Origin of the sequence: Sphingomonas populi (assembly GCF_004208535.1) — a bacterium.
In the GTDB taxonomy this organism is placed as follows: domain Bacteria; phylum Pseudomonadota; class Alphaproteobacteria; order Sphingomonadales; family Sphingomonadaceae; genus Sphingomonas; species Sphingomonas populi.
This window is the reverse complement of the sequence record NZ_SGIS01000039.1, coordinates 18,064-43,520: the sequence shown is the minus strand read 5'-3', so window position 1 is coordinate 43,520 and position 25,457 is coordinate 18,064. Positions and strand designations below refer to the sequence as shown.

Sequence of the window (25,457 nt, the reverse complement as noted above, 5' to 3'; positions counted from 1 at the left end):
GTAAAACGGCGCTATTATCGCTGGATCGAGATGGGCGTTCTCGACGCGATGTTGTCGGTGCTGACGCGTGAGGCCGATCTTGAATGGCTGATGATCGACAGCACCATCGTACGCGCCCACCAGCATGCAGCGGGCGCGCGCAAGGAAAAAGGGGGGCGGATGCCCAGGGCCTGGGCAGGTCTCGCGGCGGACTGAGCACAAAGATCCATGCCGCTTGCGAGGCGCTGGGCCTTCCCATCCGCCTGATCGGATCACCGGGGCAACGCAACGACATCGCTCTGGCACACGACCTCATCGACGGCTTCGAAGCGCAGACTCTCCTCGCGGACAAGGGCTATGACGCTGATCATTTGTGCGACAGGATCGAAAAGGCTGGAATCGATGTCGTTATCCCGCCCAAGCGAAATCGAAAAACGCAACGGCACTACGACAGCGAACTCTACAAAGAACGCAATCGCGTCGAGCGCTTCTTCGCCAAACTCAAGCAGTTCCGACGGGTGGCAACCCGATACGACAAGCTGCTCGCCAACTTCATGGGCTTCGTCAAACTCGCAGCCATCGCTATATGGCTGAGATAGTTAAATCGTCACCACGCCCTAGCTGAGACGGGTGATTGATCTGCCCCCACCGAGTGGACCGGTTCGGCGCAAATGGGCACAAATAGGCGAATTCAGGCACCTGCGGACCGCACATTGGGAAGGTGAGGGGCCAAGCGAGGCGGCACCGGTGCCGACGCCGCCGGTTCAAGACCTAGTGGTTCTCGCCTGACGCGTGGTACCCGATTACGTGCTGCGCCAATGACCAAAGGTGGGACAATCCTGCCGTTCCCAAATGACCTGTCGAACGGCGGTTCTTATCAGAAGCTGACATCCAGCGCTTGCGAGAGATTGCGGGCGTATGGAGTCGCGGTGGCGCCGCGAGAGCCGCGCTAACGAGATTCGCGAGCGCGAGGAACGGGTGGCCAAGGTTCGAGCGGAAGCTGACCGCCTCCAACACCGGCTCGACACGCTCTATCTCGACAAGATCGAGGGTCGAGTGACAAGCGAGTTTCACGATCGCGTGGCGGCGACGTGGAGGGAGGAACGAGACAGGTGCGTCCGCGATCTCGAGAGCCTGGCCTTCGCTGAGGATGACGTGATCGACGACGGTGTCGCGTTAGTTGATTTCGCCCGAACGGCGCATCACCGGTTTGAAACGTTGCCGATTTCCAGCAAGCGCAGGGCTCTGAATTTCGTGCTATCGAACTGCTCGTTCGCCAACGGGGAACTAGTAACAACCTTCCGCAAGCCGTTCGATTTGCTAGAAAAGATTGAATGCCCCGATGGTGGCTGTACCCCACCTGAAAGGGGGTCTGCACCCGAAAGTGCGAAAATGGCTCCCTGAGTAGGATTCGAACCTACGGCCGCTCGATTAACAGTCGAGAGCTCTACCGCTGAGCTATCAGGGAACAACGTGGACGCGCTCTATAACCGGCTGAAACGGCGATGCAACCCCTTGTGTGGATCACGCGACGAATTGCTCCATCGTGATGCGATCGTCGAGCGCGTGTTCGGGGTCGAACAGCAGGGTTAACTCGCGCGATCGGTCGATCGCGATCTCGACCGAGGCGACGTCGCGCACCTCGCGCTGGTCGGCGACGGCGCTGACCGGGCGCTTGCCGGGATCGAGCACGCGCACGACGATCCGCGCCTTGTCGGGCAGGATCGCGCCGCGCCAGCGGCGGGGGCGGAACGGGCTGATCGGGGTGAGCGCGAGCAGCGCGGAGCCGAGCGGCAGGATCGGGCCTTGCGCGGAAAGGTTGTATGCCGTCGATCCCGCCGGGGTCGCGACGAGAATGCCATCACAGGCCAGTTCGGGCAGCACGACGCGATCGTTGACGGTGACTTCGAGGTTCGCGGTCTGCCGGGTCTCGCGCAGCATCGACACTTCGTTGATCGCCGGCAGGGTGTGGACCGCGCCGTCGATCGTCGTGGCGGTCATCGACAGCGCCGTGACCTTGAAGGGTTTGGTGCGCGCCAGCCGCCCGTTGAGATCGAAATGGCGCCATTCGTTCATCAGAAAGCCAACCGTGCCGAGGTTCATGCCGAACACCGGGATCGGCGGCTTGCGGCGCTCCAGAATCGAATGCAGCGTCTGGAGCATGAAGCCGTCACCGCCGAGGGCGACGATCAGGTCGGCCTCTTCGGGGGGCACCCAGTCATATGCGTCGGCAAGCGCCTCGGCAGCGGCTTGGGCGGGCGGGGTGGGCGAGGCGACGAGCGCCCGCTTCTGTGGCGCGGCACCGTGGTTCATCTCAGCCGCCGGTCACGCTCATGTGGCGCGCGACGGCGGGGGTGGCAGAGGCGATGTCGAAGTCATGACGTTCGGGCTTGCTCGCCATCGCCGCATCGAGCGCGGCGTCGAGCGCGCCGACGCCATCGTTGCGCAATACGTGCTTGAGATCGACGCGGTCGTCATGGCCGAGGCAGGTGTAGAGGATGCCCTCTGTGGTGAGCCGCACGCGGTTGCAGGCGGCGCAGAAATTGCCGGTCAGCGGCGAGATCAGCCCGAGCCGGGTCTTCGTGCCATCGACGCCCCAATAGCGCGCCGGGCCGCCGCTGCCGCGTGGATCGCGCACCAGTGAGAACTGGCTCGCGAGATCGTCGAACACCGCCGTCAGCGGCAGGAAGCGATCGGTGCGGTCCTCGTCGATCGCGCCCATCGGCATCGTCTCGATCAGCGTCAGGTCATGGCCCTGATCGACGCACCATGCCAGCATCGGCGCGATCTCGGCGGCGTTGAGGCCCTTGAGCGTGACCATGTTGATCTTGACCGCCAGTCCGGCCGCGCGTGCCGCAGCGATGCCGCCGAGCACCTGCGAAACGTCGCCATGCCGGGTGATGTGACGGAACGTCTCGGGATCGCGGCTGTCGAGGCTGACGTTGATGCGCCGCATCCCCGCCGCCACCAGCGCATCGGCATGGTCGGCGAGACGCGTGCCGTTGGTCGTCATGGTCAGTTCGTCGAGGCCCGCTCCGACGTGGCGCCCGAGCCGCCGTACCAATTCGATCACGTCGCGTCGCACCAGCGGTTCGCCGCCGCTCAGCCGGATTTTGGTGATGCCGCGCGCGATGAATCGCTCGGCGATGACCGCGATTTCTTCAAGCGAGAGCAGCGCCGCCTTGGGCAGGAAGGTCATCGCCTCGGCCATGCAATAGCGGCAGCGCAGGTCGCAGCGGTCGGTCACCGAAATGCGCAGATAGCTGATCGTGCGTCCGTGGCGATCGATCAGGGCTGCTGGTGCGGGCATCACATGGAGCTAGGCGTTCGCGTGCCGCCGAACAAGAGGCAGCGTTTTTGCGCTTCTTCTTTGACGTGTCCCAAGGCAGAAGGGGATTTCGCGGTCGATCGGGCGGCGTAGTGGGCAGGGAACGAGCGTGGACGAAGATGGGTTGCGCGCCGGGTCCGGCATCTCCGCCGGCGCCACGCCGCTGTTCATCCTCTCGTTCCGCCAGCGCGACGAGCTTGCCGCCTTGGCGGGCGGGGCGGGCTGGCAAGTGGTCGCAGCGCGGCGCGCGGCGGGGGTGGAGCGGCGGTTCCTCGCCAGTGGCTCCGCCGTGGTGGTGCTCGACGCGCGTGGGGCGCTCGACGAAGGGCTGGCCAGCGCGCGCATGCTCGGCGGCACGATCGAGGCGAATGGCGGCGCGATGCTGGCGCTCGTCTCGCGTGGCGACCACGAAGCGCTTGGTGCGCTCTACGAGGCCGGCGCGACGCATTTCCTGTCGAGTCCGTTTGGTGAGACCGAATTCATCCAGGCGCTGCGCTACGCCGCGCGCCATGCCGAGCGGATGGCCGGGGAGTGGCGCACCACCGGCATCGCCGAACCGCTGGGCTGGCGTTTCGATCTCGCCGCACGCACGATGCTGCTGACGCCGGCCTTCGCGCGCCGGCTCGGCACCGATGAGCAGCCGGCATGTCGCGCCTTGCTGCGCCGGATCGACTCGGCCGATCGGCGTGTCGCGCTTGCGGCGCTGCGCCGGCTGTCGCTCGCGCGCCCGACCACGGCCTTCGCGCATGACGTGCCCGGCATCGGCCGCGTCGTGCAGCATCTGCATCTCGACGGGGCCGCGCGGCGTGTCGATGCGTTCGTCGAAGTGTTGGGCAGCGCGCCGGAGCCGTCCGCCGAACTGCGTGAAGCGCTGGCCGGCGCGCGGGATGCCGGTAGCGCCCGGCGCTGGATGAGCCGACGGCTGCGCGAGCCGGGGGCGGAGCCGCTCCACGCGATGCTGGTCGCGCTCAACCGCTTCGACATGGTCAACACGGCCTATGGCCGAAGTGCCGGCGATACTCTGCTGCGTGGCGCGTTGAAACGGATCGAGGATGCCGTTCGCGACGTGCTGGGGCGCGGGGCGCTGGTATCGCGGCTGAGCGGCTCGTCCTTCCTCGTCGCCGCGTGCGCGCCACGCGCCCGCATCGAACTGGTGGCGGAACGGATTGCCGGCGAGATGGCGCGACCGTTCGTTGCCGGCGACGCGATCGCGGTGCTCGGCTGCCGGATCGGCGTCGCGCAAGGCGAGGGCGATGACGATGCCGCCGCGCTGCTGCGCCGCGCCAGCGAAGCGCTCGCCGACGCGCGCGAATCCGATAGCGCCACGCTGCGCGTCGCTGAAGCGCGCGGTGACGAGGCGCCGATCGATTCGCTCGCGGTCGCGCTCCACCATGCGATCGAGCGCGGCGAGATCGACATCCTGTTCCAGCCGCAAGTCTCGGTGTCGAGCGGCGCGATCGTCGGCGTCGAGGCGTTGGCGCGCTGGGAGCATGCCACGCTCGGCACGATCGGCGCGGAAACGTTGTTCGCGGCGGCCGCGCGTGCCGATCTGGAGATCGCACTGTCCGACCATATCCAGCGCATCACGCTGGAGCGCGCCGCCGGCTGGCCGGCTGCTCTGCGCGGTTTGCGGCTGTCGCTCAATCTCACCGCCGCCGACATCGCCCGGCCCGGCTTCATCGACCTGTTCCTCGACCGGGTCGATTCAAGCGGCTTCCCGCGTGCGCGGCTGACACTGGAAATCACCGAGAGCGGGCTGATCGAGGATCTCGGCGTGGCGGCGGCGCTGCTGTCGGCGCTGCGCACCGCCGGCTGTCGGATCGCGATCGACGATTTCGGCACCGGCTATTCGAGCCTCGCCTACCTCAAGGCGCTGCCGCTCGATTACCTCAAGATCGACAAGAAGCTCGCGCAGGACATCACCGGCACCCCGCGCGACCGCGTGGTGGTGCGCGGCGTGATCGACATGGCGCGCTCGCTCGGGCTGACGGTGATCGCGGAAGGGGTCGAGACCGCCGAGCAACTGGAGTTGCTCGCGAAGGAGGGATGCCAGTTGTATCAGGGGTTCCTGTGCTCGGAGGCGGTGACGAGCGGGGTGCTGGTGGAATTGTTGCGGTGAGCGGTAGACCGGATCACGTGGATCAAAACCTTGTGAGCCATGCCGGAAACGGTGCTGCCACGGCGGCCGTGGCTCCAGCAGGCGGGCGCATTCGCGACAGAATGCTCGCAACGCTGGATCTCGCTGCGACGTTCGTGCTGGCGACTGAATGCGCGTTGGGCGGGGTGCAGGCAGATTTCGATCTGTTCGGGATACTCGTCCTCGCCTTTGTAGGGTCGGTGGGCGGCGGTGTCATTCGCGATCTTCTGCTTGGCGAGCATCCGCCCGCCGCGTTTCGGGATTGGCGGTATGCGGCGCTGGCGCTCGCGGCGACCGCCACCGTCATCGCGGCGTCTCTCGTGCTGGGTCGCGTGAGTACTTTCACACCCCCGCTGGCGGTCGATGTGTTCGAGGGAATGGGCCTTTCGCTCGCCGCGATCGCCGGCGCGCGCAAAAGCCTCGACTACAAACTCAATGGCGCGAGTATCGTCGTGATCGCCACGGTGAACGGGTGCGGCGGCGGTATCCTCCGCGATGTGCTTAGCGCGCGGGTTCCGCGCGTGCTGCACGAGGACTTTTACGCCACTGCGGCGTTGGCGGGTGCGACCCTGCTGGTCGTCTTGATACAGCGTTTCAAAGTCCGAAAAGACGGTGCTGCGGTGATCGCCGGTTTCGCCATTTTCGCCTTGAGAACCGCCGCGTTGCTTTGGGCATGGCGGCTGCCGCATCTGAAATGACGCGTCAGACCCAGCCCTCAAGCACCTGATCCGGCGGGCGGTGGCCATCGGCCCAGGCGCGGATGTTGCGGATCACTTTCTCGCCCGTCGCCATCCGCCCCTCGAACGTCGCCGAGCCCATGTGGGGCGTCATCACCACGTTGGGGAGCGCGAGCAGGCGCGGATCGATCTCCGGTTCGTGCTGCCAGACGTCGAGGCCAGCGCCGGCCAGCCGCCCGGCTTCGAGCGCATCGACCAGCGCCTCTTCATCGACGATGCCGCCGCGCGAGGCGTTGATGAGATAGACGTGCGGGCGCAGCAGCGCGATCCGCTCGGCGTCGATCAGGTTCTTGCTGTCGGCGTTGAGCGGGGTGTGGATCGTCAGGATATCGATGCTCCCGAGCATCGCGTCGAGGTTGGCATGCCACTGCGCGCCGAGTTCGCCCTCAAGGACTTTGGGCAGGCGCGAGCGATTGTGATAATGGATCGTCAGCCCGAAGCCACGCGCGCGCCGCGCCACCGCCTGGCCGATCCGCCCCATGCCGATGATGCCGAGCGCCTTGCCGCCGATGCGGTGGCCGAGCATCCCGCCGGGGCTCCAGCCGGTCCACTGGCCCGATCGCACCAGCTTCTCGCCCTCCGCCAGCCGGCGTGGCACCGAGACGATCAGCGCCATCGTCAGATCGGCGGTGTCCTCGGTCAGTACGCCCGGGGTGTTGGTGACGATGATGCCGCGCGCGCGCGCGGCCTTGAGATCGATATGGTTCACGCCCGCGCCGAAATTGGCGATCAGCTTGAGCCGCTCGCCCGCGCCGGCGATCAGGTCTGCGTCGATCGTATCGGTGACGGAGGGCACCAGCACGTCGCACGCGGCCATCGCGGCGGCGAGCTGTTCGCGCGTCATCTTGCCTTCCACGCGGTTCAGCGTGGTGTCGAACAATTGCTCCATCCGCGCCATCACCGCGTTGGTGAGTTCGCGTGTGACGAAGACCTTCGGGTGCGCGACGCGTCTCGTTTCGGGCATATGTCGCGCTTGGCGAAGTGGCGCTTCCGCGTCAACGCTGTTGAAGCCCGCGCGCCGCACGCGCTAAGCAGATTGCATCCAGTTAGGGGCGTATATGCGTTGGTTCGGTAGAAGTGCTTTGATGGTGGCGGCGATCGCCGTGACCGCGCCGGCGATCGGCGCGTTGGTGCAGAAGCGCACGCCCTATTTCGCTTCGATCTCGGCGGCGAAGGCGCGGATGCGGACCGGGCCGGGGCGCACCTATCCGGCGATCTGGTTGTATCAGCGCGCCGATTTGCCGGTGAAGGTGCTCGACGTGTACGATCACGGCAATTGGCTCAAGGTCGAAGACCCGGGCGGCACGCAGGGCTGGATGCTGGGCGCGCTCATCAAGGAGGTGCGGACCGGCTTCGTGATGGGCACCCAGGTCGAGCTGCTCGACCAGCCCGAAGCTGGTTCGCGGGTGCGCTGGCGGGCTGCGCCGGGCGTGGTCGGGCGGCTGAGCCGATGTTCGCGCGGCTGGTGTTATTTCGATGTCCACGGGCAGGGTGGCTATGTCGAGGCGATCCATCTGTGGGGTGTCGAACCCGACGAGGCGCTGCCGTGAGCGTGCCCGCGATCCGGTTCGAACGCGACGATCTTTCGCGCGGTGTGGTGGTCGATCTGGTCGATCTGCACATGCGTGAAGCGGTCGAAAATTCGCCGTGGGGATCGGTGTTCGCGCTCGATCCCGTGGGCCTGCGCGATCCGGCGATTACGGTGTGGACGGCATGGGAAGGCGATGCGCTGCTCGGCATGGGGGCGTTGAAGCAGCTTGACGCCACACATGGCGAACTCAAGTCGATGCGCGTCGCACCAGCGCATCTGCGGCGTGGCATCGGTGCTGCGGTCCTCGCGCAGCTCGTTTCGGAAGGTCGAGCGGCGGGCTATCAGCGGTTGAGCCTGGAGACCGGCTCGAACGAGGCGTTTGCCGCAGCGCGCGCCATGTATGCACGCGCCGGTTTCGTACCCTGTGGCCCGTTCGCCGGATATACCGACACCGCGTTCAGCCGCTATTTCACGCTCGATCTCTGAACGGCGGGCGCGCGAAGGCTTGCTTCGTATCAATCTGGCGCGGGGCGGTGTGCGGCCCTAGGGCATGGGCATGGATACAGTGACCACCGTGCTGAAATGGACCGCCTCGGGCGGCGGGATGATCGCGGCGGCGCTGGTGTCGCTCGATCTCGGGCGGCGTGTGACCGGCTGGGCGCTGGTGCTGTTCGCCGCCTCGGCTCTGGCGTGGATCGGCGGGGCGATCCTGACGCACGACGCTGCGCTCGGCACCCAGAACGTCGTGCTGCTCGGGATCGATCTGTTCGGAGCCTATCGCTATCTGATCCGCAAGAAGCCGAATGGCTGAAGCGCTGTTCTGGCCGGTGCTGCTCGGGCTGCTCGGCGCGGTGATCGGCAGTTTTGTGGCGACATTGGTGATCCGCTGGCCGCAAGGGCGATCGGTGCTGCGCGGTCGTTCGCATTGTGATTCGTGCGACGTGGTGCTTGGCGCACGCGATCTGGTGCCGCTGTTTAGCGCGGCAGTTGCGCATGGGCGATGCCGCCACTGTGGCGCGGCGATCGACCAATTGCATTGGCGGATCGAAGCGATCGCGCTCGTCATCGGCATGGCGGCGGGGTTGGCGGTGCCGGGGCCGGTCGCGCTGGCGGGAGCGATGTTCGGCTGGCTGCTGCTCGCGCTCGCCGCGCTCGACGTCACCGAATTCTGGCTGCCCGATGCGTTGACGCTGATGCTGGCGCTCGCCGGCCTCGTGACCGGCGTGCTGGGGATTGATCCGCCGCTTACTGACCGGCTGATCGGTGGCGCGGCCGGCTTCGGCGCCCTGTGGCTGATCGCGGCGACGTACCGGATCGCGCGCGGTCGCGAGGGGCTGGGCGGCGGCGATCCCAAGCTGTTCGGCGCGATCGGGCTGTGGCTTGGCTGGCGGATGCTGCCGGTGGTGCTGTTCCTCGCCGCGTTGACAGGACTCGCGATCGTCGCGGTCGGCATGGTGCGTGGCCGGGCGGCGCGGCTCGATGATCGCGCACCGTTCGGCGCGTTGCTCGCGGTCGCCGCTTATCCGGCGTGGCTGTTCCTGCTAGGCTCGGCGGCATGAACGCGCTCGCATTTCTGCCGCTGCTGCTCGCCGCCACACCGATTGCGGGCCTGCCGCTCGATGTGCTGCCCAAGCAAGACCTGCCCGCCACGGGTTGCGCCGCCTTTCTGTGGACCGCGACCGAACAGCGCACTTTGGTCGCGATGGCGACTGCCGAACCGGCGCGGCTGCGCGTTTCACTCGACGGTGCGATCGTCGATCTGACCCGTACCGCGCAGCGCGGCGCGGCCAACTTCGGGCTGGGCGAATCCGCCGATTATGCCGCGCCCGGCATCCGCGCGACGCTCGACCTCACGATCGAGACGCGCGGCGATCTGGTGAAGGGCGCGGCCATCCCCGACGGCGCGCTCCGGCTCGACCGCGACGGCAAGGATGGGGTGGTGGTGCCGGTCACCGGGTTGGTCGGCTGTGCGGGCTAGGCGCGACGGGTAGCGGCAGGTTTGAGCCGTTTTCGTTGAGGAAGCGGATCACGTCGGCGCGATCCATGCCGTCGGGAAGGCCGGCGAACCCCATGTTGGTGCCGGGCGCGAAATGCTGGGGATTGGTGAGCCACGCGTCGAGCCGTTCGAACGTCCACACCCCGCCGACCGCTTCCAGCGCGGCGGTGTAGTTGAAACGGTCGCTGCCCCGCCCGACCGGGCGCCCGACCACGCCGTAGAGCGCCGGGCCGCCGCGATCACCCGCGCCTTGCGTGACGGTATGGCACGCCGCGCAGCGCGAGAAGACCGTGGCGCCCAAGCTTGCGTCTGCCGCCGCCAGCCGCTCAGCCAGAGGTGCGCTCGACAAGCGTGGGTCGCGTTTCACGGCGGGCGCGCAGGCGGACACGCAGCAGGCGAGCGCAAGGATCAAGGCGCGCCTCATGGCTGGTGTGCCTCTACATCTGCGGTTTCGAGCGGCTTCGGATTGCGGATCGACGGCCGCAGCCGCGCGACGCTGCACAGCCCCGCGATCACGCCCAGCCCAGCGGCGACCAGCGGCGGCATGCGCCCGGCGCCGACGCCGAACGCGAGCAGCATCGCCACCAACGTCGCGCCGGTGGTCTGGCCGACCTGGCGCACGGTCGAGACCAAACTCCCCGCCGCCGCCGCGCGGTGCGACGGGGCCGAGCCGACGATCAGCCGGGCGTTGGGCGGCAGGAACAGCCCGAACCCCGCGCCGCACAGCATCATCCGCCAGACGATGTCGATATAGGTCGCATCAGGCGGCAGGAAGGCGAGCAGGCACAGGGCGGTGACGGCGATCGTCATGCCGATCCCGCCGAGCACGCCCGCCGGCACCCGATCGGACAGATAGCCCGCCATCGGCGCGACGAAGATGTTGGTGAGTGGCCACGGTGCCAGCACCGCGCCGACCTCGGCCGGGGTCATGTGGAACTCTTGCTGCATGCGGAACGGGAAGGAGATCAGCAACATCATTGAGGCCACGAAGGCGGTGTACGAACTCAGCACCGACAGCGCGAGCACGGGGCGGGCGAGCAGGTCGATCGGCAGGATCGGGTTGGCCTCCTTGCGCTCGCGCCGCACGAAGAACACGCCGATCGCGACGCCCACCGCGACGATCGCGCCCGAGACGACCGGGCTGTCGCCGTGGATGCCGGTCTCCGCGCCGCCGATCACCAGCCCGAACATCGCCGCGCACATCACCGCGCCGAGCACGTCGAACGGCGTCTCGCGCGGTTCGGCCCGGGGCAAGGCGCGGCCGAGCAGCAGCGAGCCGATCGCGAACGGCACCGCGCTGGCAAACACCCACGGCCACGGCGCGACCGCCAGCACCAGCCCGCCCAGCGTCGGCGCGAGTGCGTTCGCGCTCGTCACGACGACGGTGTTGACCGCCAGCCCGCGCCCGAGTTGCGCCTTGGGGTAGACCGAGCGGATCAGCGCCGACGACACGCTGAGCGCCGCCGCCGCGCCGATCGCCTGCGCCGCGCGCACGATCAGCAGGAATGGCAGGCTCTTGGCGAAGAAGCACAGGATCGTCGCGACGGTGAACACCATCTGGCCGATCTGGTACATCCGCTTGAGCCCGAGCCGCTCGCCCAGCGCGGCGAAGGGGAGCAGCAGCATCACCAGGATCAACTGGTAGATCGTCACGATCGAGACGATCGAGGCGCTGTCGACGTGCAGATCGCGCGCGATTGTCGGTAGCGCGACGTTGGCGACGCTGCCGTCGATCATGATCAGCGCCGACCCGCACGACACCGCGCCGATCGCGAGCAGGCGCCGTGGCATCGGCAGGCCGTCGCTCATCGCGGCGGCGACCATCCGGGCGGGGCGAGTTCCCAGCCGGCGAAATCGAACCCCGGCGTCACCACGCAGCTCACCAGCGCCCAGCCGTGAAGTGCCTCCGCCGATTGCCAGGCGTGGGCGGGGACGAGGCCTTGCGGCGCCTCGCCGCTGAGCAGCAGCGTGTCGTGCCCGATCCGCAGCGTCAGCGGCGACCCCGCGTGCCACAGCCACAGCTCGGCGGCATCGACGCGGTGCCAGTGCGAACGCTCCCCCGCATCGAGCAGGAACAGGATCGCGGTGGCCAGCGCGCGCCCGCCGTCGGGCGCTGGCTGGCGCAGCGTTTCGCGATACCAGCCGCCCTCCGGGTGCGGCGACAGGCCTAGGCTGGCGACAAGCGGGTGAACCATGCCCGGCTGATATGGGCCGATCCCGCGCTTGTCGAGCGCCGCCACCGGCACCGATGCGGGATCGGCCCTTGCTGTACCGTCACGCTCGGGCTAAGCGCGCCGCCAGCCCCCCAGACCCGAAGACCATGCCGTGACAGACTCCCCCGCAGGCGACGTACCCACCGTATTCGAAGGCATCGTGCGCCAGCGCTGTCTCGCCGCGACCTATAATCGCACCGAAGTGACGCTCGCGCCGCACATCATCTACACGCGCCACGGCGATCTGTTCATCGACGGTGTCGTGCTGGAACGCGACGGGCGGCCGCCCAAGGAGCTCAAGCTCGGCACCTTCAAGCTCGCCGGGCTGACCGGGCTGCGGCTGACGCCGCGCGCGTTCAAGGCCAATCCGTTGTTCTCGCCGAGCGACCCCAAATACGGCGATTCCGCGCTGATGACCGTCGAACTCGGCTGACGCCGGTGAAGACCGGCGCGCCGCTCGACGCTGCGCCGCGCGCGCTGGCGTGGCTGTGGCCGCTGGTAGCGCTGTTCGCGATCTCGGCACTGCTGCTGGGTGTTCACCTCGCCGCCGAACTGATCGAGGGCGAGGGCTTCGGGTTCGACACGCCGATCCTGCTCGCGTTGCGCGTGCCCGGGCATCTCGACGTTCCGATCGGGCCGATGTGGCTGCGCCAGTCGGCAATCGACATTTCGGCGCTTGGCGGGTTCACCTTGATGTGGCTGTTCGGCGGCGCGGGCATCGCTGCGCTGGTGTTCCTGCGCCGCCGCGCCGAGGCGGCGTGGATTGCGGCGTCGTTGGTCGGCGCGTCTTTGCTCTCGACCGAACTCAAGAGCGTGATCCACCGCCCGCGCCCGGAGGTGGTGCCGCACCTCGTCTGGGTCGACAACGCCAGCTTCCCGAGCGGCCACGCGATGATCTCCGCCGCGACCTATCTGACGATCGCGCTGATGCTCGCCGGCATCGAACCGCGCCGGGCGGTGCGCGTCGCGATCGTGAGCTTCTTCAGCCTGCTCGTCGTGCTGATCGGATGCAGCCGCGTGTACCTCGGCGTGCATTGGCCGAGCGACGTGCTCGGCGGCTGGTGCTTCGGCACGGTCTGGGCGCTGCTGGTGTTCGCGGCGAACCGCTGGTTGCGGCGGCGCCGCTAGGGAAACGTGGCTAAGGTTGTCCACATCGAGCACCGTTGGCGAAGTGCGATGTTTGGGGGCTGGGCGCGCGGCGGGACTGGCGACGCGGGGTGGCGTGGCGGTGGTGATTGGGGGCAGGCGGACGGGCATGCCGTGAGTGTGGCATGGGGCGGGCGGTGTAGGACAGCTTGATTGTGCTCGGCGTTGGGCGGATGATGCGTGTCGAACGATCGGTGAGACACATCATGCGGACGAGCATCGTGATCGACGACGCGCTACTGGCAGAGGCGATGGCGACCAGCGGTGCGCGGACCAAGCGCGAAGCGGTCGAACGTGGTTTGCGTTTGTTGGTTCAGATGCGCCGGCAGAGCGAAATCCGAGCGTTTCGCGGCAAGCTCGACTGGACGGGTGATCTGGATACGCGGGCTTGAGGCTATCGGCGGACGTAGCGATCTGCTTCGAGAACGTCTCAGGCTAAGCGTCGATACCGGACGGTTAGCGACCGATCGTTCGAAATCGAGCGCCATTGGCGGGTATCTCAAAACACCCGTTTGCGTTCAAGCGAACCTGATCGCGAATGCTCGGCCACAGCAAGAGTAGGCGGGCGGCCTGTCGATTGAGCGCTTCTTTTTGCAGAGATGGAGGGAAGAAAAAGCCGATCAATCCCGCTCCGATAAAAAGCTCCCGCGACGGCCGCTGTTTAGCGATGCGACGGTCAGCCGATAAGACGGCCCAGCGGCCTTCCTGCCCTAACGCACGAATCCACTCTTCATCTTTCAAATTTGCACGTCCAAATTTCTCGCGAAGGGACACGATCTCATCGCCATCAGGCTCGAATATAAGATGCAAGGCAGTCGCAAGCCTTGGAGGTAGGTCGTTATCGACCATCACTTTCACGCGGTTTGTGGCTTCGCGAGAAGTGTTTCAAATCGAAGGGCGTCTCTCACCGCCCCGACCGCGATTTCAAACAACTTTGCCACTTTTTCGACTGATCCCTCAGCCGTCACGGCTTGGGCAAGGCGTGCGGTTGGAATGCCACTATCTGTTGTAATCGGCTGACCAAAAGACCGCTTCGGATCAGCAACAATTGTTTGCTTTTTCGGCAGTAAAAACCACCGTGTCGCTTTGCAATCGTCAAATTCAAGATCAAGAAACGAGCGTTCGACAATCTTTGCAAAAGCATGCTGCCGCGTCTTCAAATCGATGACATCATGCTTTCCGTCCTCACCCAATCTTTCAAGAAACAAACGTGTCCCGTCAGTTCTGAAATTCGCGCTTGAGAAAGGGTGGTCGTCATTTGCGATCTCTGCGGCGGTGTTCATGCAGCGACGGATCGTAGGTAAGCCGATCCCCAAATTCCGAAGATTACCAACCATCCGGGCTTCGATTAAATCCCGAAACCCCAAAACCGGATCGTCCTGATCGAGCCCGTACTCCGGCCGCCACAAAGGTGCTTGCGTCGTCGGGAGGCCTTGATGATTATAAGAGTAGCCGAATAGCCAACGGCGAATAGCAGAGCTTGGTAGACCCGTCAGCCGAGCGGCCTCTGAGGGGCTATATGCTCCAATTCCGAAGCTGGTGTTGCTCATGTCGTGCTCTTACCATGCTCTGCGTAAACGCAATCCGAAAAATGTTGCGGTCAAAAGGAATGCCCCTCCCGTCGTCGTGAGGATATCGTCGACGAAATCGGAGCTCCGCTTCCTGCTCCTACTTGCGATACGCACCAGCCCTCAAGCCTTCTTCAAATGCGCGAGCGTGAGTGGATCGTGTTCACCCACATCACGCTGGCAGCGTAACAAAAGTATCCATCACCCGCTTCCGCCCAGCCTCATCGAAATCGATCTCCAGTTTATTCCCCTCGATCTCGGCAATCGCGCCATATCCAAACTTCTGGTGGAACACGCGCATCCCCACCGCCAAATCGCTGCGGCCCTTGTTGCCCAGACTGACCGCACTCGCGCGCGCTTCGACCACCCGCGAAGGTTCGCGCGAGAAGGTGCGGCTGGTGAAGGCGCCGCCGTCCTTTACCCCCGCCGCGCGTTGCCAGCCGGGGCCGCGCCCGGTGCCGCGCGCGACATCCGCGAACGGGTCCGCGCGTTCCGACCAATTGGCGCGCCACAGGCTTTCGCCGCCGCTCATGCTGTTTTCGCTCTCGACGTGGGCGGCGGGGAGTTCGCCGACGAAGCGGCTCGGGATGCTGCTGGTCCACTGGCCGTAGATGCGGCGGTTGGCGGCGTGGAGGATGATCGCGCGGCGGCGGGCGCGGGTGATCGCCACGTAGGCGAGGCGGCGTTCTTCCTCCAGCGAGGCGTTGCCGCCTTCGTCGATCGCGCGTTGCGAGGGGAACAGCCCTTCCTCCCAGCCGACCAGGAAGACGGTGTCATATTCGAGGCCCTTGGCGGCGTGGATCGTCATGATCGTCACCTTGGCCTCGTCGGCCTGCGCCTCGTTGTCCATGACGAGGCTGACGTGTTCGAGGAACGCGCCGAGGCTCTCATATTCCTCCATCGCGCGGACGAGTTCGGTGAGATTCTCGAGCCGTCCCGCCGCCTCGACCGATTTCTCGACCTGGAGCGCGCCGGTATAGCCGCTCTCGTCGAGGATCTGGCGGGCGAGTTCGGCGTGGGGCAAGTCGTTCGCCATGCGCCGCCAGCGGGCGAGGTCGATCACGAAATTGCCGAGCGATTTCCGCGCGGCGCCGGTCAGTTCGTCGGTGTCGAGGATACGCGCCGCCGCCACGCTTAGCGGAATGTTCTCGGCCCGCGCGAGCATGTGGAGCTTCTGCACCGCCTTGTCGCCCAAGCCCCGCTTGGGGACGTTGACGATGCGTTCGAAGGCGAGATCATCGGCGCTCTGGTGGACGACGCGCAGATAGGCGAGTGCATCGCGGATCTCGGCACGCTCGTAGAAACGGAAACCGCCGATGATGCGGTAGTTCATGCCGATCGCGATGAAGCGATCCTCGAACTCGCGGGTCTGGTGCTGCGCGCGCACGAGGATGGCGATCTTGTCGAGCGACTGGCCGCCCCGCTGTGCCGCCTCGATCTCCTCGCCGACGCGGCGCGCTTCCTCAGGGCCGTCCCACACGCCGAATACGCGGACCTTGTCGCCGTCGGCTTCCTCGGTCCACAAAGTCTTGCCAAGTCGCCCTGAATTGTTGGCGATCACGCCCGAGGCGGCGGCGAGGATGTGCGGGGTCGATCGGTAATTCTGTTCGAGCCGGATCACCTTGGCGCCGGGGAAATCCTTCTCGAACTTGAGGATGTTCTCGACCTGCGCGCCGCGCCACGAATAGATCGACTGGTCATCGTCGCCGACGCAGCAGATGTTCTTGCGCTCCTGCGCGAGCAGGCGGAGCCAGAGATACTGGACGCTGTTGGTGTCCTGATACTCGTCGACCATGATGTATTTGAAGCGGCGCTGATAATCAGCGAGCACCTCGCGGTCGCGCTTGAGGATGGTCAGCATGTGGAGCAGCAGATCGCCGAAATCGCAGGCGTTCAAGGCGGCGAGGCGAGTCTGATATTGCTGGTACAGTTCGCCGCCGCGCCCGTTGGCGTAGCGCTCGCTCTCGCCCGCGTCGATCTCGCGGGGGACGAGGCCCTTGTTCTTCCACTCGTCGATCAGCCCGGCGAGGCTGCGCGCGGGGAAGCGCTTCTCGTCGATGTCGGCGGCGATGACGAGTTGCTTGAGCAGCCGGAGCTGATCGTCGGTATCGAGAATCGAGAAGTTCGATTGCAGCCCGACCAGTTCGGCATGGCGGCGCAGCATCTTCGCGCCGATCGCGTGGAAGGTGCCGAGCCACGGCATCCCCTCGACGACATCGCCGACCAGCCGGCCGACACGCTCACGCATCTCCCGCGCGGCCTTGTTGGTGAAGGTGACGCTGAGGATCTCGCTCGGGTAGGCGCGGCGCGTGGCGAGCAGATGGCCGAGCCGCGCGGTGAGCGCGGCGGTCTTGCCGGTGCCCGCGCCGGCGAGCACCAGAACGGGGCCTTCGGTGGTGAGCACGGCATCGCGCTGCGGCGCGTTGAGGCCTTTTAGGTAGGCGGGTTCGGGGGCGGACGCGGGGATATTCATCGGCGAACAGGTAGGGAACGTCGGCGCCGAGGGCAATCTTTGATCGCCGCGTAAAGGCGTGTGCGATGCGACGAAGCCCCGCCGGCGCGGCGCGCGCCGGTTGCCGCCGAACCGAATCGAGACTAAGGGCGCGGCAACATCGGTGCGCGTGACGCGCCGTTTTCGACGGGGCTTCGCCAAGAACGCTGCTGTCATCATATGGTAACAGAAGCAGGCCACGCCAACTTTTATGGATATCTCCACTACAGCGTCACTCGAACCGAGTGAACGTGCCGTCGGCGTGCCGCATATCGACCGGCCCCTGCACCCGGCGGGGCGCTGGATCTTCCTTGCCATCATTATCGGTGCGATCGGCTATGCTGGCGCGAGCATCTTCTTCGATACCGCGCAGGCGGGCGAGGGGCTGGCGATCGCCACTTTTGCGTTCCTGGGGCTGGCGCTGCTGATCGCGCTGGGGTTCGAGTTCGTCAACGGCTTCCACGACACCGCCAATGCCGTCGCCACGGTGATCTACACGCACTCGCTGCCGGCACCGGTGGCGGTGGTGTGGTCGGGGTTCTTCAACTTCCTCGGCGTGATGTTTTCGAGCGGCGCGGTCGCCTATGCGATCGTGACATTGCTACCGGTCGACCTGATCCTGCACGTCGGATCGGGCGCCGGGTTCGCGATGATCTTCGCGCTGCTGCTGGCGGCGGTGATCTGGAACCTCGCGACCTGGTATGTTGGGCTGCCCAATTCGTCGAGCCATGCGCTGATCGGCTCGGTGCTCGGCGTCGGCTTTGCCAACCAGATCCTGGCGCATGGCGGCAACGGCACCTCAGGCGTGGACTGGGGGCAGGCGCAGAAGGTGCTGTCGGCGTTGCTGTTCAGCCCGCTGATCGGCTTTGTCGCATCGATGGTGCTGTTGCTGGTGATGAAGCGCGTGCTGCGCAATCCGACGCTCTACACCGCGCCGAGCGCCGATTCGCCGCCGCCCAAGGGCATCCGCGCGACGCTGATCGCGACCTGCACGGCGGTTTCCTTCTTCCACGGCAGCAATGACGGGCAGAAGGGCATGGGACTGATCATGCTGATCCTGATCGGCTGCGCGCCGACGGCCTATGCGCTCAACCGCACGATGCCGGCGAGCGAGATGCCCGCCTTCACCGCATCGGCCAACGCCGCCGCCGCCGCATTCCGCGCGCATGGCGGCACGGTCGGCACCGATGTCGGCGCGGCGCGGGTGGTGCTGACGCATGCGCTCGAGAGCAAAAAGGCCACCGGACCTGCGACCTATGGCGCGATCGACACGCTCTCGCACGATGTCACCGCACGGATCTCGGGCTACGGGTCGCTCGACAAGGTGCCGGCGGCGGCGACGCCGAACCTGCGCAACGACATGTATCTGCTGCAGGGCGTCGCGCAGTTCGTGACCAAGGACAAGGCTTCCGAGAAAACCTTCTCGGCGGACGAGTTGGACGCGATCGGCGCCTATCAGAAGCATCTCGAAAAGGGCACGCGCTTCATCCCGCTGTGGGTGAAGGTGATCGTTGCGATCGCGCTCGGGCTCGGCACGATGGTCGGCTGGAAGCGGATCGTCGTCACGGTTGGCGAGAAGATCGGCAAGACGCATCTGACCTACGGCATGGGCGCAGCGGCGGAGATCGTCGCGGCGTTCACGATCATGACGGCCGATCTGTTCGCGGCGCCGGTCTCGACCACGCACATATTGTCGAGCGGTGTGGCGGGTGCGTCGGTGGCGAGCGGCAGCGGATTGCAGACGCGCACGATCCTCAACATGGTGCTGGCCTGGGTGATGACTCTGCCGGCGGCGATGCTGCTGTCGGGCGGGCTGTACTGGCTGCTGCTCGGCGTGGTGCGCGCTTCGGCGGGGTGAACTTTGTTACCCGCCCGTTCGTCCTGAGTAACCCGCAGGGCGTATCGAAGTAGCGTTCGAGGGACAGATCCGCGCGCCACTGTGCTTCGATACGAGCTCTCGATACGGCGGAAGCGCCTACTCGATCTCTACTCAGCACGAACGGGTTAGGGCCGTTCGTGCTGAGCTAGTCGAAGCACGGGTTCCGGGCGTGTCCCTCGACTTCGCTCGGGACGAACGGGTGAGTGTGGAACCCTTTGGCCGCTTACGGCGCGACGGGTACGCAGCTCGTCCGGGCGGCGGCGCAGGCGCGGGTAGCGGCGGCGCTTGAGGCGAGCGGGCCGGCCTGGAGGCGGGTGACTGCGCCGGTCTTCACATAATAAGCTTGCAGGCCGGGCAGGCGGCCCTGCACCGTTTGCCACAGGCCGCGCGCATTGCCCTCGTCGCGGAACGCACCGAGCTGGATTCGCCAGCGGCCATTGCCGGCCAGCGTCGGCGCGGGTGCTGGACGCGGGCGAGATGGCGGCGTCGGGCGCGTGCGCGGGGTATCGGGAGTGTCGCCGCGCGGCGGGGCGTCGGGTTCGTCTTGATGCGGCGTATAGACGGTGGGCGCGGGCCGCGCGTTGGGATCGTAGGCGGAGGGCGGCAGATCGGTGCCGCGCATCGCGGTCTGCGTGCCTGCGTTTGCGATTTCCGGCGGGAGTTGCGGGCGCTTCTCGTCCGCCTCGTACTGGCGGGAGAGCGCCATGCCCTTCTGGCGGTCCTCGGGCGAGAGATACTGGTCCATCTGCGCCTGCACCTGCGGCGCGCGCGGCTGGCCCTGCGCGGCGGAGCGCAGGATCAGCCCATAGGCGCGCGGCCAGTCCTTGGTGACGCTGTCGCCGTTGAACAGCATCGTTCCATATACGAGCTGCGCGCGCGGCTCGCCGCGTGTGGCCGAACGTTCGAGCCAGCGCACCGCATCGGTGCGCTTGCCCTCGTCGAACAGGATCAGCCCGTAATTATCCTCGGCCTGGAGGTGACCCTGCATCGCCGCCTTGCGATACCAGCTTTCCGCCATCGGCAGATCGGTGGGAACGCCGCGGCCGAGCTTATAGGCCTGGCCGAGGTTGAATTGCGCGTCAGCATCGCCCTTGATCGCGGCGGGGCGCCATTCGTCGATCGCCTTGCGATAATCGCCCCGGCTCCATGCGTCGACGCCGGCCTTGACGTCGGCCAACGCCGGCGCCGCCAGAGTCATGCCACCCGCAGCCGCCACAGCGGCCAAAATCCATGTCTTCATATGCGAACCCGCATTCTATCGCCCCAAAATCCCGTTCGGTTAACCGGAGATACGCGGGATTGGCAAAGATTTCGTTAGGCAGACCGTGCCGAAAAGGAGCGTATCGCACGCCATTAACCTGTTCTTGACCAATATTGGGGCAATGACCGGCTTCTACAGGCGGGGGTTTACGGGGCACATGCGCGTTGTCGCGATGGCATCACAGAAGGGCGGGTCGGGCAAGACCACGCTGACCGGGCATCTCGCCGTTCAGGCCGAGCGTGCCGGGGCGGGGCCGGTGGTGCTGATCGACATCGATCCGCAAGCCTCGCTGTCGCATTGGTGGAACGACCGCACCGGCGATACCCCGGCGTTCGCGCGGACGACGGTGGCGCGGCTCGCTGCCGATCTGGAGGTGCTGCGCCTGCAAGGCTTCAAGCTGGCGATGATCGACACGCCTTCCGCGATCACGACGGCGATCCAGAGCGTGATCGCGCTCGCCGAGCTGATCGTCATCCCGACCCGGCCCAGCCCGCACGATCTGCGCGCGGTCGGCGCGACGGTCGATCTGTGCGAGCGCGCGGGCAAGCCGTTGCTGTTCGTCGTCAACGGCGCGACGCCCGACGCGCGCCTCACCACCGAGACGACGATGGCGCTGTCGCGGCACGGCATCGTCGCGCCGGTGCTCGTCCACCATCGCGCCGATTTCGCGGCCGCGATGGTCGATGGCGGCACCGTGATGGAACGCGATGCCGAGAGCCCGTCGACCGCCGAGATCGAAGCATTGTGGCGCTACGTATCGGATCGGCTCGAAAAGAATTTCCGCCGCACCGTGTTCGCCGCGCCCCCAGCGACCGGCGCGTTCGGGCAACGGCCGGTGAGCGGCGGCTTCGGTCGCCGGGTGGTGAACTGAGATGACCGGCGCCGGCTTCGGGCGTGCGCTCGACCGATTTTTGAACGGCAATCCCGACGGCGGGGCGCGGGTGGGCAACGTGCCACTGCGCTCGCACTCGGTTGGAGAGATTCGATGAAGACGCGTGCGATCATTTCCCTGGCCGGATCGGTGCTGCTGCTCGGCGGCGCGCTGGCGGGCGGGGTGCAGGGCGTGGCTTTCGCCGGCAGCCACAAGCAGGGCGGCGACGCGCGCAAGGCAGCGGCGGAAGCCGGCAAGGCGCGCGCGCTGCTGGCGCGCGGCAAGGGTGACGATGCCGTCAAACATGCCGAACGTGCCGCGCTGGCCGCCCCCGAATCGGCCGAGTTCCGCATGTTGCTCGGCCAATCCTATCTGAAGGCGGGGCGGTTCACCTCGGCGCGCGATGCGTTCGGCGATACGCTCGCGCTCGATGCCGGCAACGGCAAGGCCGCGCTCAATCTCGCGCTGGCGCAGATCGCGACCGGCGATTGGGACGCGGCGCGCAAGACGCTCGCCGCGCATGCCGACACGATCCCGGTCAGCGACCGTGGCCTCGCGATCGCGCTGGCGGGTGATCCGGCGGCGGCGGTCGATCTGCTCGCCAGCGCGTCGCGGGCCGATGCGGCGAATATCAAGACTCGCCAGAACCTCGCGCTGAGCTTGGCGCTCGCCGGGCGCTGGACCGAGGCGCGCGCGGTGGTCGGGCTCGATCTCGCCGCCGCCGATGCCGACAAGCGCATCGTCGAATGGGGCGCGTTCGCGCGGCCCAAGGCGGCGTCCGATCAGGTCGCATCGCTGCTCGGCGTGACGGCGGTGGTGGACAAGGGGCGTCCGGCCGCGCTGGCGCTCAACGTTGCCGCACCTGTAGCGGTGGCGAGTGCCGCGCCGGTCGAGGCCGCGCCAGCGCCGGCCGCGCCTGCGCCGGTCGAGGTTGCCGCAGCGCCTGCACCGACCACCGCCGCGCCCGATGCCGCGCCGTCGCTCAATACCGGCGTGCCGGCGGTGCAGTTCGCCGCGCGTCAAGAAATCGTCCAGCCGCTCGCGGCCAAGCCCGAGGCGGTGCCCGCGCCGAAAGCCGTCGCCAAAGCGGCTCCGGTGGAAGCCGCGCCGCGTGCGCTCGCTGCCGGCAAATTCTATGTCCAGCTTGGTGCGTTCGACAACGCCAGCGTCGCGCAGGATGCGTGGAAGCGTGCCGCGCGGCAGTTCCCGCGCTTCGCGGGGCAAACGCCGCAGGGCGCGACCGTCAAGGCCGGGGCGGGGAGTTTCTACCGGCTCTCGCTCGGCGGCTATGCGCGTGGCGATGCGGTGAAGCTGTGCCTGTCCTATCGTGCGGCTGGCGGGCGGTGTTTCGTTCGGACGGGTGCGGGCGATCAGCTTGCCGGCTGGGTGAAGCCGGGCGCGGAACTGGCGTCGCGGTGATCTGATCCTCCCCACGCAGTGGAGAGGATCGTTAGAGCATGATGCCCCTATCCGTTCGTGCTGAGTAGTGATCGAGTAGGCGCTTGCGCCGTATCGAGAGCACGTATCGAAGCACAGGTGTAGCGCGCGGGGTCTGTCCTTCGATACACCACCTCGATATGCCCTACGGGCTACTCGGTGGTTACTCAGGACGAACGGAGCTACTTAATCGTCATCATGCTTTAACGGGGCTTCTCCACTTTCCACAGCCCGTCGAGCCGCGCGGCGGAGGCGGTGCGTTCGCGTAGCATCAGGCCCTTCAGCTTGAGCTTGTGGCCCCAGATCAGCCCGCCTTCTGTCTCCCAGACGAGATCGTAGATCGCCGTGTCGGTGCGTTGCTGGTCGCCATCCCAATAGCTTGCGGCGACGAGGATCGGCAGGCGGCCCTCGCGTTTGTCGGGGCCATCCTTGGTCGCTTCGAGCAGCGGCTTGGCGACCCAGTCGGCTTCGACATGCGGGCTGAGGATGCTGTTCTGCGGTGCCACGCCGAGCGCCTTCGGGAAACGGATGTCGACGCTCTGCACGTCATGCTCGGCGTCCTTGAGCGCGATGCTCGCGCCGCCGTGTTCGGGGGTGGCGGTGAGGCGGACGAGCGTTCGGGTGCGAGCCTCGGTGACTTTCTCGATCTGTTTTTCATGCTCTTCGCTGCGCCGGTCGGACCAGCTCAGCCAGGCGGTGGTCGCCGAGATCAGCAAGCCGGCGACCGCGACGATCTCCGCCAGCGTGACCCAGCGTTTGCGAATCGCGCGGGCTTCGGCGCGTTCGGTGGCATTGGGTTCGCTCATCGTCCACCTGCTTCCAGTAGTCGCTCGGGCGCGGCGAGTTCCCAGCTTGCCGCGATCCGGTCATCGACACGATCCCAATCGAGATCGGCACCGTCGAGCCGCATCGCTACCCAGCCGAACGTGCCGAGATAGGGCGGCGCGTAATAGAAGGCCGGATCGTTCTCGATCAGCATCTGTTGCTCGTCATGGCCGGTGGTGCGGACGATCGCGACCGTCTCGCCGTCATTATGGTGGTTGTGCCAGAAATAGGCGAAGAACTTGCCGCCCGAAATCAGGAAACCGGGCGAACCATGCGACAGCCGTTCCTCAGCCTCGGGCAGTGCGAGGCAGTAGGACCGGACACGGGCGAGGGGGACTTCTGGATCGGGGCTCATCGGACTCACCTCTTTACGAAGTCTGCCAGAACGCGCGGGTAAAGGCGATGCTCCGCGATTAGCACGCGCGCGGCGAGCGTTTCGGCAGTGTCGCCGGGTTCGATCGCCACTTCGGCCTGGCCGAGCACGGCGCCGCCGTCGAGTTCCTCGGTGACGACATGGACCGAACAGCCGCCGTGGGAGTCGCCCGCTTCGATCGCGCGGGCGTGGGTGTCGAGGCCTTTGTATTTGGGCAGCAACGAGGGGTGGATGTTAATAATGCGGCCGCGCCAGCGCGTGACGAAATCATCGGAGAGGAGCCGCATATAGCCGGCGAGCGCGATCGTCCCGACGCCCGCCTCGCGCAAGGCGGCGTCGAGCGCGGCCTCATAGGCGGGCTTGCCGATGCCCTTGGGCGAGAGCGCCCAGGTGGCGAGGCCCTGCGCCTTCGCCCAGCCGAGACCGGCGGCATCGGGCTTGTCCGAGGCGATCAGCGCGACTTCATAGGCGTCGTGCGCCGCCGCGACGAGGCTCATCATGTTCGAGCCTCGGCCCGAGATGAGGATGCCGACGCGCTTGCGGTCAGCCATGCAGATGCGTCGCCGACCAGGCCTCGCGGCCGCCCCAGGTCTCGATGCGGCCGTTGACGGTGCAGCCACGCTCGCCCGCGACGATCTCGCCGATGCGCAACACGGATTCGCCCGCGCCTTCAAGCATCGCCGTCACGTCGTCGGCGTCTTCGGCAGCGACCACCACGGCCATGCCGATGCCGCAGTTGAAGGTGCGTGCCATCTCGCCCGGCTCGATGCCGCCCTGCGCTTGCAGGAACGCCATCAGCCGGGGCTGCTCCCATGCATCGGCGTGGATCATCGCGTGGGTGCCGTCGGGCAGCACGCGCGGGATGTTTTCGAGCAGACCGCCGCCGGTGATGTGGGCGAGGCCCTTGATTCGGCCGACGCGAAGCGCGGGCAGCAGGCTCTTCACGTAGATGCGGGTCGGCGCCATCAGCGCGTCGATCAGCAACGTGTCGATATCGAACGGGGCGGGGCGGTCGAGCTTCCAGCCCTTGTCGGCGGCGAGGCGGCGGACCAGCGAGAAGCCGTTCGAATGCACGCCGGTCGACGCGAGGCCGAGCACCACGTCACCCGCCGCGATATCCTTGCCTGTCAGTACGCGGTCCCGCTCGACCGCGCCGACGCAGAAGCCGGCGAGATCGTAATCGCCGGGGCCGTACATGCCGGGCATCTCGGCGGTCTCGCCGCCGATCAGCGCGCAGCCGGCTTGCAGGCAGCCTTGCGCGATCGAGGCGACGACGCGCTCGGCGACGCCGGCTTCGAGTTTGCCGGTCGCGTAATAATCGAGGAAGAACAGCGGTTCGGCGCCCTGCACGATGAGATCGTTGGCGCACATCGCGACGAGATCGATGCCCACGCCGTCGTGGTGATCCGAATCGATGGCGAGCTTGAGCTTGGTGCCGACGCCGTCATTGGCGGCGACCAGCAGCGGATCGACGAAGCCAGCCGCCTTGAGATCGAAGAAACCGCCGAAGCCGCCGAGATCGGCGTCGGCGCCGGGGCGGCGCGTCGCTTTCGCCAGCGGGGCGATGGCGCGGACGAGGGCATTTCCGGCCGCGATCGAGACGCCGGCCTGCGCATATGTATAAGGTTTGTCGCTCATACTGCGTCGCCTAGCCATATCCTGCTTGGATTTCCACGTCTGCTTCG

General features: G+C 66.8%; 28 protein-coding genes, 1 tRNA gene and 1 pseudogene. 15 read left to right on the top strand and 15 right to left on the bottom strand.

The features are described from left to right. A pseudogene (locus tag EWE75_RS19825) lies at window positions 1–578 on the top strand (IS5 family transposase); the annotation flags it as partial. A gap of 319 nt (window positions 579–897) precedes the next feature. Beyond that, window positions 898–1,383, top strand: coding sequence for a hypothetical protein (locus tag EWE75_RS19820; RefSeq protein ID WP_130159835.1), 486 nt, complete (start codon window positions 898–900; stop codon window positions 1,381–1,383). On the opposite strand, the gene EWE75_RS19815 is transcribed toward EWE75_RS19820, so the two are convergent. The 3 genes from EWE75_RS19815 to moaA form a co-directional block, all read right to left on the bottom strand. Next, window positions 1,373–1,447: transfer RNA gene (locus EWE75_RS19815), tRNA-Asn, on the bottom strand. The two genes, EWE75_RS19820 and EWE75_RS19815, sit on opposite strands and share 11 nt — an antisense overlap. A gap of 56 nt (window positions 1,448–1,503) precedes the next feature. Then, window positions 1,504–2,292 carry an NAD kinase gene (locus EWE75_RS19810; RefSeq protein WP_130159834.1) on the bottom strand — a complete coding sequence of 263 codons (789 nt, stop codon included), beginning with the start codon at window positions 2,290–2,292 and terminating at the stop codon, window positions 1,504–1,506. A gap of 1 nt (window position 2,293) precedes the next feature. Continuing rightward, entirely contained in the window at window positions 2,294–3,289 is a 996-nt protein-coding gene (gene moaA, locus EWE75_RS19805) for a GTP 3',8-cyclase MoaA (protein WP_130159833.1), read from the bottom strand. 127 nt (window positions 3,290–3,416) lie between these two features. Between moaA and EWE75_RS19800 the strand changes: the two genes are divergently transcribed. Both EWE75_RS19800 and EWE75_RS19795 read left to right on the top strand, forming a co-directional pair. Beyond that, window positions 3,417–5,426 (top strand): putative bifunctional diguanylate cyclase/phosphodiesterase, encoded by a 2,010-nt coding sequence (locus tag EWE75_RS19800; RefSeq protein ID WP_231708469.1) that lies wholly within the window; start codon window positions 3,417–3,419, stop codon window positions 5,424–5,426. A gap of 101 nt (window positions 5,427–5,527) precedes the next feature. Next, the gene (locus EWE75_RS19795) at window positions 5,528–6,142 is read left to right on the top strand and encodes a trimeric intracellular cation channel family protein (protein WP_165388458.1); all 615 of its coding nucleotides are present in this window, start codon (window positions 5,528–5,530) and stop codon (window positions 6,140–6,142) included. A 4-nt stretch (window positions 6,143–6,146) separates the two neighbouring features. Here EWE75_RS19795 and EWE75_RS19790 read toward each other — a convergent pair whose 3' ends face one another. Further along, entirely contained in the window at window positions 6,147–7,145 is a 999-nt protein-coding gene (locus tag EWE75_RS19790) for a 2-hydroxyacid dehydrogenase (RefSeq protein WP_130159831.1), read from the bottom strand. Window positions 7,146–7,239: 94 nt separating this feature from the next. Here EWE75_RS19790 and EWE75_RS19785 point away from each other — a divergent pair, with 94 nt between their 5' ends. From EWE75_RS19785 to EWE75_RS19765, 5 genes are all read left to right on the top strand, one after another. Then, window positions 7,240–7,731, top strand: a complete 492-nt coding sequence (locus EWE75_RS19785) for an SH3 domain-containing protein (RefSeq protein WP_206364823.1) — start codon at window positions 7,240–7,242, stop codon at window positions 7,729–7,731. Further along, a complete protein-coding gene (locus EWE75_RS19780) occupies window positions 7,728–8,198 on the top strand; it encodes a GNAT family N-acetyltransferase (protein WP_231708468.1) in 471 nt (156 codons plus the stop codon). The genes EWE75_RS19785 and EWE75_RS19780 overlap by 4 nt, the downstream gene beginning before the upstream one ends. Window positions 8,199–8,268: 70 nt before the next feature. Next, window positions 8,269–8,523, top strand: a complete 255-nt coding sequence (locus EWE75_RS19775; protein ID WP_231708467.1) for a hypothetical protein — start codon at window positions 8,269–8,271, stop codon at window positions 8,521–8,523. Next, complete coding sequence (locus EWE75_RS19770; RefSeq protein ID WP_130159828.1) at window positions 8,516–9,271, top strand: prepilin peptidase; 756 nt, start codon at window positions 8,516–8,518, stop codon at window positions 9,269–9,271. Before EWE75_RS19775 ends, EWE75_RS19770 begins: the two co-directional genes overlap by 8 nt. Next, on the top strand, window positions 9,268–9,690 hold the full coding sequence (locus EWE75_RS19765; protein ID WP_130159827.1) for a hypothetical protein: 423 nt from the start codon (window positions 9,268–9,270) through the stop codon (window positions 9,688–9,690). Before EWE75_RS19770 ends, EWE75_RS19765 begins: the two co-directional genes overlap by 4 nt. Here the strand turns inward: EWE75_RS19765 and EWE75_RS19760 are convergent. From EWE75_RS19760 to EWE75_RS19750, 3 genes are read right to left on the bottom strand one after another with little or no spacing between them, the layout of a single operon-like run. Beyond that, window positions 9,662–10,132: a c-type cytochrome gene (locus EWE75_RS19760; RefSeq protein WP_130159826.1), complete on the bottom strand. Its 471-nt coding sequence runs from the start codon at window positions 10,130–10,132 to the stop codon at window positions 9,662–9,664. The genes EWE75_RS19765 and EWE75_RS19760 overlap by 29 nt on opposite strands. Then, window positions 10,129–11,517: an MFS transporter gene (locus EWE75_RS19755; RefSeq protein ID WP_130159825.1), complete on the bottom strand. Its 1,389-nt coding sequence runs from the start codon at window positions 11,515–11,517 to the stop codon at window positions 10,129–10,131. Before EWE75_RS19755 ends, EWE75_RS19760 begins: the two co-directional genes overlap by 4 nt. Then, complete coding sequence (locus tag EWE75_RS19750) at window positions 11,514–11,903, bottom strand: cupin domain-containing protein (protein WP_130159824.1); 390 nt, start codon at window positions 11,901–11,903, stop codon at window positions 11,514–11,516. The genes EWE75_RS19755 and EWE75_RS19750 overlap by 4 nt, the downstream gene beginning before the upstream one ends. A gap of 130 nt (window positions 11,904–12,033) precedes the next feature. Here EWE75_RS19750 and EWE75_RS19745 point away from each other — a divergent pair, with 130 nt between their 5' ends. The 3 genes from EWE75_RS19745 to EWE75_RS19735 all read left to right on the top strand — a co-directional run bounded on the left by EWE75_RS19745 (window position 12,034) and on the right by EWE75_RS19735 (window position 13,459). Continuing rightward, window positions 12,034–12,354: a hypothetical protein gene (locus EWE75_RS19745; RefSeq protein ID WP_130159823.1), complete on the top strand. Its 321-nt coding sequence runs from the start codon at window positions 12,034–12,036 to the stop codon at window positions 12,352–12,354. Window positions 12,355–12,359: 5 nt separating this feature from the next. Continuing rightward, window positions 12,360–13,049 (top strand): phosphatase PAP2 family protein, encoded by a 690-nt coding sequence (locus EWE75_RS19740; protein WP_231708466.1) that lies wholly within the window; start codon window positions 12,360–12,362, stop codon window positions 13,047–13,049. Between the two features lie 191 nt (window positions 13,050–13,240). Next, a complete protein-coding gene (locus EWE75_RS19735) occupies window positions 13,241–13,459 on the top strand; it encodes a type II toxin-antitoxin system VapB family antitoxin (RefSeq protein WP_345789394.1) in 219 nt (72 codons plus the stop codon). A gap of 64 nt (window positions 13,460–13,523) precedes the next feature. Here the strand turns inward: EWE75_RS19735 and EWE75_RS19730 are convergent, their stop codons facing one another. From EWE75_RS19730 to EWE75_RS19720, 3 genes are all read right to left on the bottom strand, one after another. After that, window positions 13,524–13,916 carry a PIN-like domain-containing protein gene (locus EWE75_RS19730; RefSeq protein ID WP_231708471.1) on the bottom strand — a complete coding sequence of 131 codons (393 nt, stop codon included), beginning with the start codon at window positions 13,914–13,916 and terminating at the stop codon, window positions 13,524–13,526. 5 nt (window positions 13,917–13,921) lie between these two features. Then, the gene (locus tag EWE75_RS19725) at window positions 13,922–14,617 is read right to left on the bottom strand and encodes a MerR family transcriptional regulator (RefSeq protein WP_130159820.1); all 696 of its coding nucleotides are present in this window, start codon (window positions 14,615–14,617) and stop codon (window positions 13,922–13,924) included. A gap of 190 nt (window positions 14,618–14,807) precedes the next feature. Continuing rightward, window positions 14,808–17,108 (bottom strand): ATP-dependent helicase, encoded by a 2,301-nt coding sequence (locus EWE75_RS19720; protein ID WP_130159819.1) that lies wholly within the window; start codon window positions 17,106–17,108, stop codon window positions 14,808–14,810. A gap of 229 nt (window positions 17,109–17,337) precedes the next feature. On the opposite strand from EWE75_RS19720, the gene EWE75_RS19715 reads away from it, so the two are divergent. After that, window positions 17,338–18,984: an inorganic phosphate transporter gene (locus EWE75_RS19715; protein ID WP_130159818.1), complete on the top strand. Its 1,647-nt coding sequence runs from the start codon at window positions 17,338–17,340 to the stop codon at window positions 18,982–18,984. A gap of 244 nt (window positions 18,985–19,228) precedes the next feature. Here EWE75_RS19715 and EWE75_RS19710 read toward each other — a convergent pair whose 3' ends face one another. Continuing rightward, window positions 19,229–20,245, bottom strand: a complete 1,017-nt coding sequence (locus EWE75_RS19710; RefSeq protein WP_130159817.1) for an SPOR domain-containing protein — start codon at window positions 20,243–20,245, stop codon at window positions 19,229–19,231. Between the two features lie 178 nt (window positions 20,246–20,423). On the opposite strand from EWE75_RS19710, the gene EWE75_RS19705 reads away from it, so the two are divergent. Together EWE75_RS19705 and EWE75_RS19700 are read left to right on the top strand one after the other, a co-directional pair. Further along, on the top strand, window positions 20,424–21,137 hold the full coding sequence (locus EWE75_RS19705; RefSeq protein WP_130159816.1) for a ParA family protein: 714 nt from the start codon (window positions 20,424–20,426) through the stop codon (window positions 21,135–21,137). Window positions 21,138–21,251: 114 nt separating this feature from the next. After that, the gene (locus EWE75_RS19700; RefSeq protein ID WP_130159815.1) at window positions 21,252–22,556 is read left to right on the top strand and encodes an SPOR domain-containing protein; all 1,305 of its coding nucleotides are present in this window, start codon (window positions 21,252–21,254) and stop codon (window positions 22,554–22,556) included. Between the two features lie 221 nt (window positions 22,557–22,777). Here the strand turns inward: EWE75_RS19700 and EWE75_RS19695 are convergent, their stop codons facing one another. From EWE75_RS19695 to purM, 4 genes are read right to left on the bottom strand one after another with little or no spacing between them, the layout of a single operon-like run. Next, complete coding sequence (locus EWE75_RS19695) at window positions 22,778–23,380, bottom strand: hypothetical protein (RefSeq protein WP_130159814.1); 603 nt, start codon at window positions 23,378–23,380, stop codon at window positions 22,778–22,780. Further along, the gene (locus EWE75_RS19690; RefSeq protein ID WP_130159813.1) at window positions 23,377–23,754 is read right to left on the bottom strand and encodes an MmcQ/YjbR family DNA-binding protein; all 378 of its coding nucleotides are present in this window, start codon (window positions 23,752–23,754) and stop codon (window positions 23,377–23,379) included. Before EWE75_RS19690 ends, EWE75_RS19695 begins: the two co-directional genes overlap by 4 nt. Before the next feature lie 5 nt (window positions 23,755–23,759). Beyond that, window positions 23,760–24,323 (bottom strand): phosphoribosylglycinamide formyltransferase, encoded by a 564-nt coding sequence (gene purN, locus EWE75_RS19685; protein ID WP_231708464.1) that lies wholly within the window; start codon window positions 24,321–24,323, stop codon window positions 23,760–23,762. Further along, entirely contained in the window at window positions 24,316–25,410 is a 1,095-nt protein-coding gene (gene purM / locus EWE75_RS19680; RefSeq protein ID WP_130159812.1) for a phosphoribosylformylglycinamidine cyclo-ligase, read from the bottom strand. Before purM ends, purN begins: the two co-directional genes overlap by 8 nt. Window positions 25,411–25,457: the final 47 nt, after the last annotated feature.

Bases quoted from the DNA above. Each gene is read 5' to 3' on its own strand.
- EWE75_RS19820 (WP_130159835.1), top strand. From the start codon at position 898: ATGGAGTCGCGGTGGCGCCGCGAGAGCCGCGCTAACGAGATTCGCGAG.
- EWE75_RS19810 (WP_130159834.1), bottom strand. From the start codon at position 2,292: ATGAACCACGGTGCCGCGCCACAGAAGCGGGCGCTCGTCGCCTCGCCC.
- moaA (WP_130159833.1), bottom strand. From the start codon at position 3,289: ATGCCCGCACCAGCAGCCCTGATCGATCGCCACGGACGCACGATCAGC.
- EWE75_RS19795 (WP_165388458.1), top strand. From the start codon at position 5,528: ATGCTCGCAACGCTGGATCTCGCTGCGACGTTCGTGCTGGCGACTGAA.
- EWE75_RS19790 (WP_130159831.1), bottom strand. From the start codon at position 7,145: ATGCCCGAAACGAGACGCGTCGCGCACCCGAAGGTCTTCGTCACACGC.
- EWE75_RS19785 (WP_206364823.1), top strand. From the start codon at position 7,240: ATGCGTTGGTTCGGTAGAAGTGCTTTGATGGTGGCGGCGATCGCCGTG.
- EWE75_RS19775 (WP_231708467.1), top strand. From the start codon at position 8,269: ATGGATACAGTGACCACCGTGCTGAAATGGACCGCCTCGGGCGGCGGG.
- EWE75_RS19770 (WP_130159828.1), top strand. From the start codon at position 8,516: ATGGCTGAAGCGCTGTTCTGGCCGGTGCTGCTCGGGCTGCTCGGCGCG.
- EWE75_RS19765 (WP_130159827.1), top strand. From the start codon at position 9,268: ATGAACGCGCTCGCATTTCTGCCGCTGCTGCTCGCCGCCACACCGATT.
- EWE75_RS19760 (WP_130159826.1), bottom strand. From the start codon at position 10,132: ATGAGGCGCGCCTTGATCCTTGCGCTCGCCTGCTGCGTGTCCGCCTGC.
- EWE75_RS19755 (WP_130159825.1), bottom strand. From the start codon at position 11,517: ATGAGCGACGGCCTGCCGATGCCACGGCGCCTGCTCGCGATCGGCGCG.
- EWE75_RS19750 (WP_130159824.1), bottom strand. From the start codon at position 11,903: ATGGTTCACCCGCTTGTCGCCAGCCTAGGCCTGTCGCCGCACCCGGAG.
- EWE75_RS19735 (WP_345789394.1), top strand. From the start codon at position 13,241: ATGATGCGTGTCGAACGATCGGTGAGACACATCATGCGGACGAGCATC.
- EWE75_RS19730 (WP_231708471.1), bottom strand. From the start codon at position 13,916: ATGGTCGATAACGACCTACCTCCAAGGCTTGCGACTGCCTTGCATCTT.
- EWE75_RS19725 (WP_130159820.1), bottom strand. From the start codon at position 14,617: ATGAGCAACACCAGCTTCGGAATTGGAGCATATAGCCCCTCAGAGGCC.
- EWE75_RS19720 (WP_130159819.1), bottom strand. From the start codon at position 17,108: ATGAATATCCCCGCGTCCGCCCCCGAACCCGCCTACCTAAAAGGCCTC.
- EWE75_RS19715 (WP_130159818.1), top strand. From the start codon at position 17,338: ATGGATATCTCCACTACAGCGTCACTCGAACCGAGTGAACGTGCCGTC.
- EWE75_RS19710 (WP_130159817.1), bottom strand. From the start codon at position 20,245: ATGAAGACATGGATTTTGGCCGCTGTGGCGGCTGCGGGTGGCATGACT.
- EWE75_RS19705 (WP_130159816.1), top strand. From the start codon at position 20,424: ATGCGCGTTGTCGCGATGGCATCACAGAAGGGCGGGTCGGGCAAGACC.
- EWE75_RS19700 (WP_130159815.1), top strand. From the start codon at position 21,252: ATGAAGACGCGTGCGATCATTTCCCTGGCCGGATCGGTGCTGCTGCTC.
- EWE75_RS19695 (WP_130159814.1), bottom strand. From the start codon at position 23,380: ATGAGCGAACCCAATGCCACCGAACGCGCCGAAGCCCGCGCGATTCGC.
- EWE75_RS19690 (WP_130159813.1), bottom strand. From the start codon at position 23,754: ATGAGCCCCGATCCAGAAGTCCCCCTCGCCCGTGTCCGGTCCTACTGC.
- purN (WP_231708464.1), bottom strand. From the start codon at position 24,323: ATGGCTGACCGCAAGCGCGTCGGCATCCTCATCTCGGGCCGAGGCTCG.
- purM (WP_130159812.1), bottom strand. From the start codon at position 25,410: ATGAGCGACAAACCTTATACATATGCGCAGGCCGGCGTCTCGATCGCG.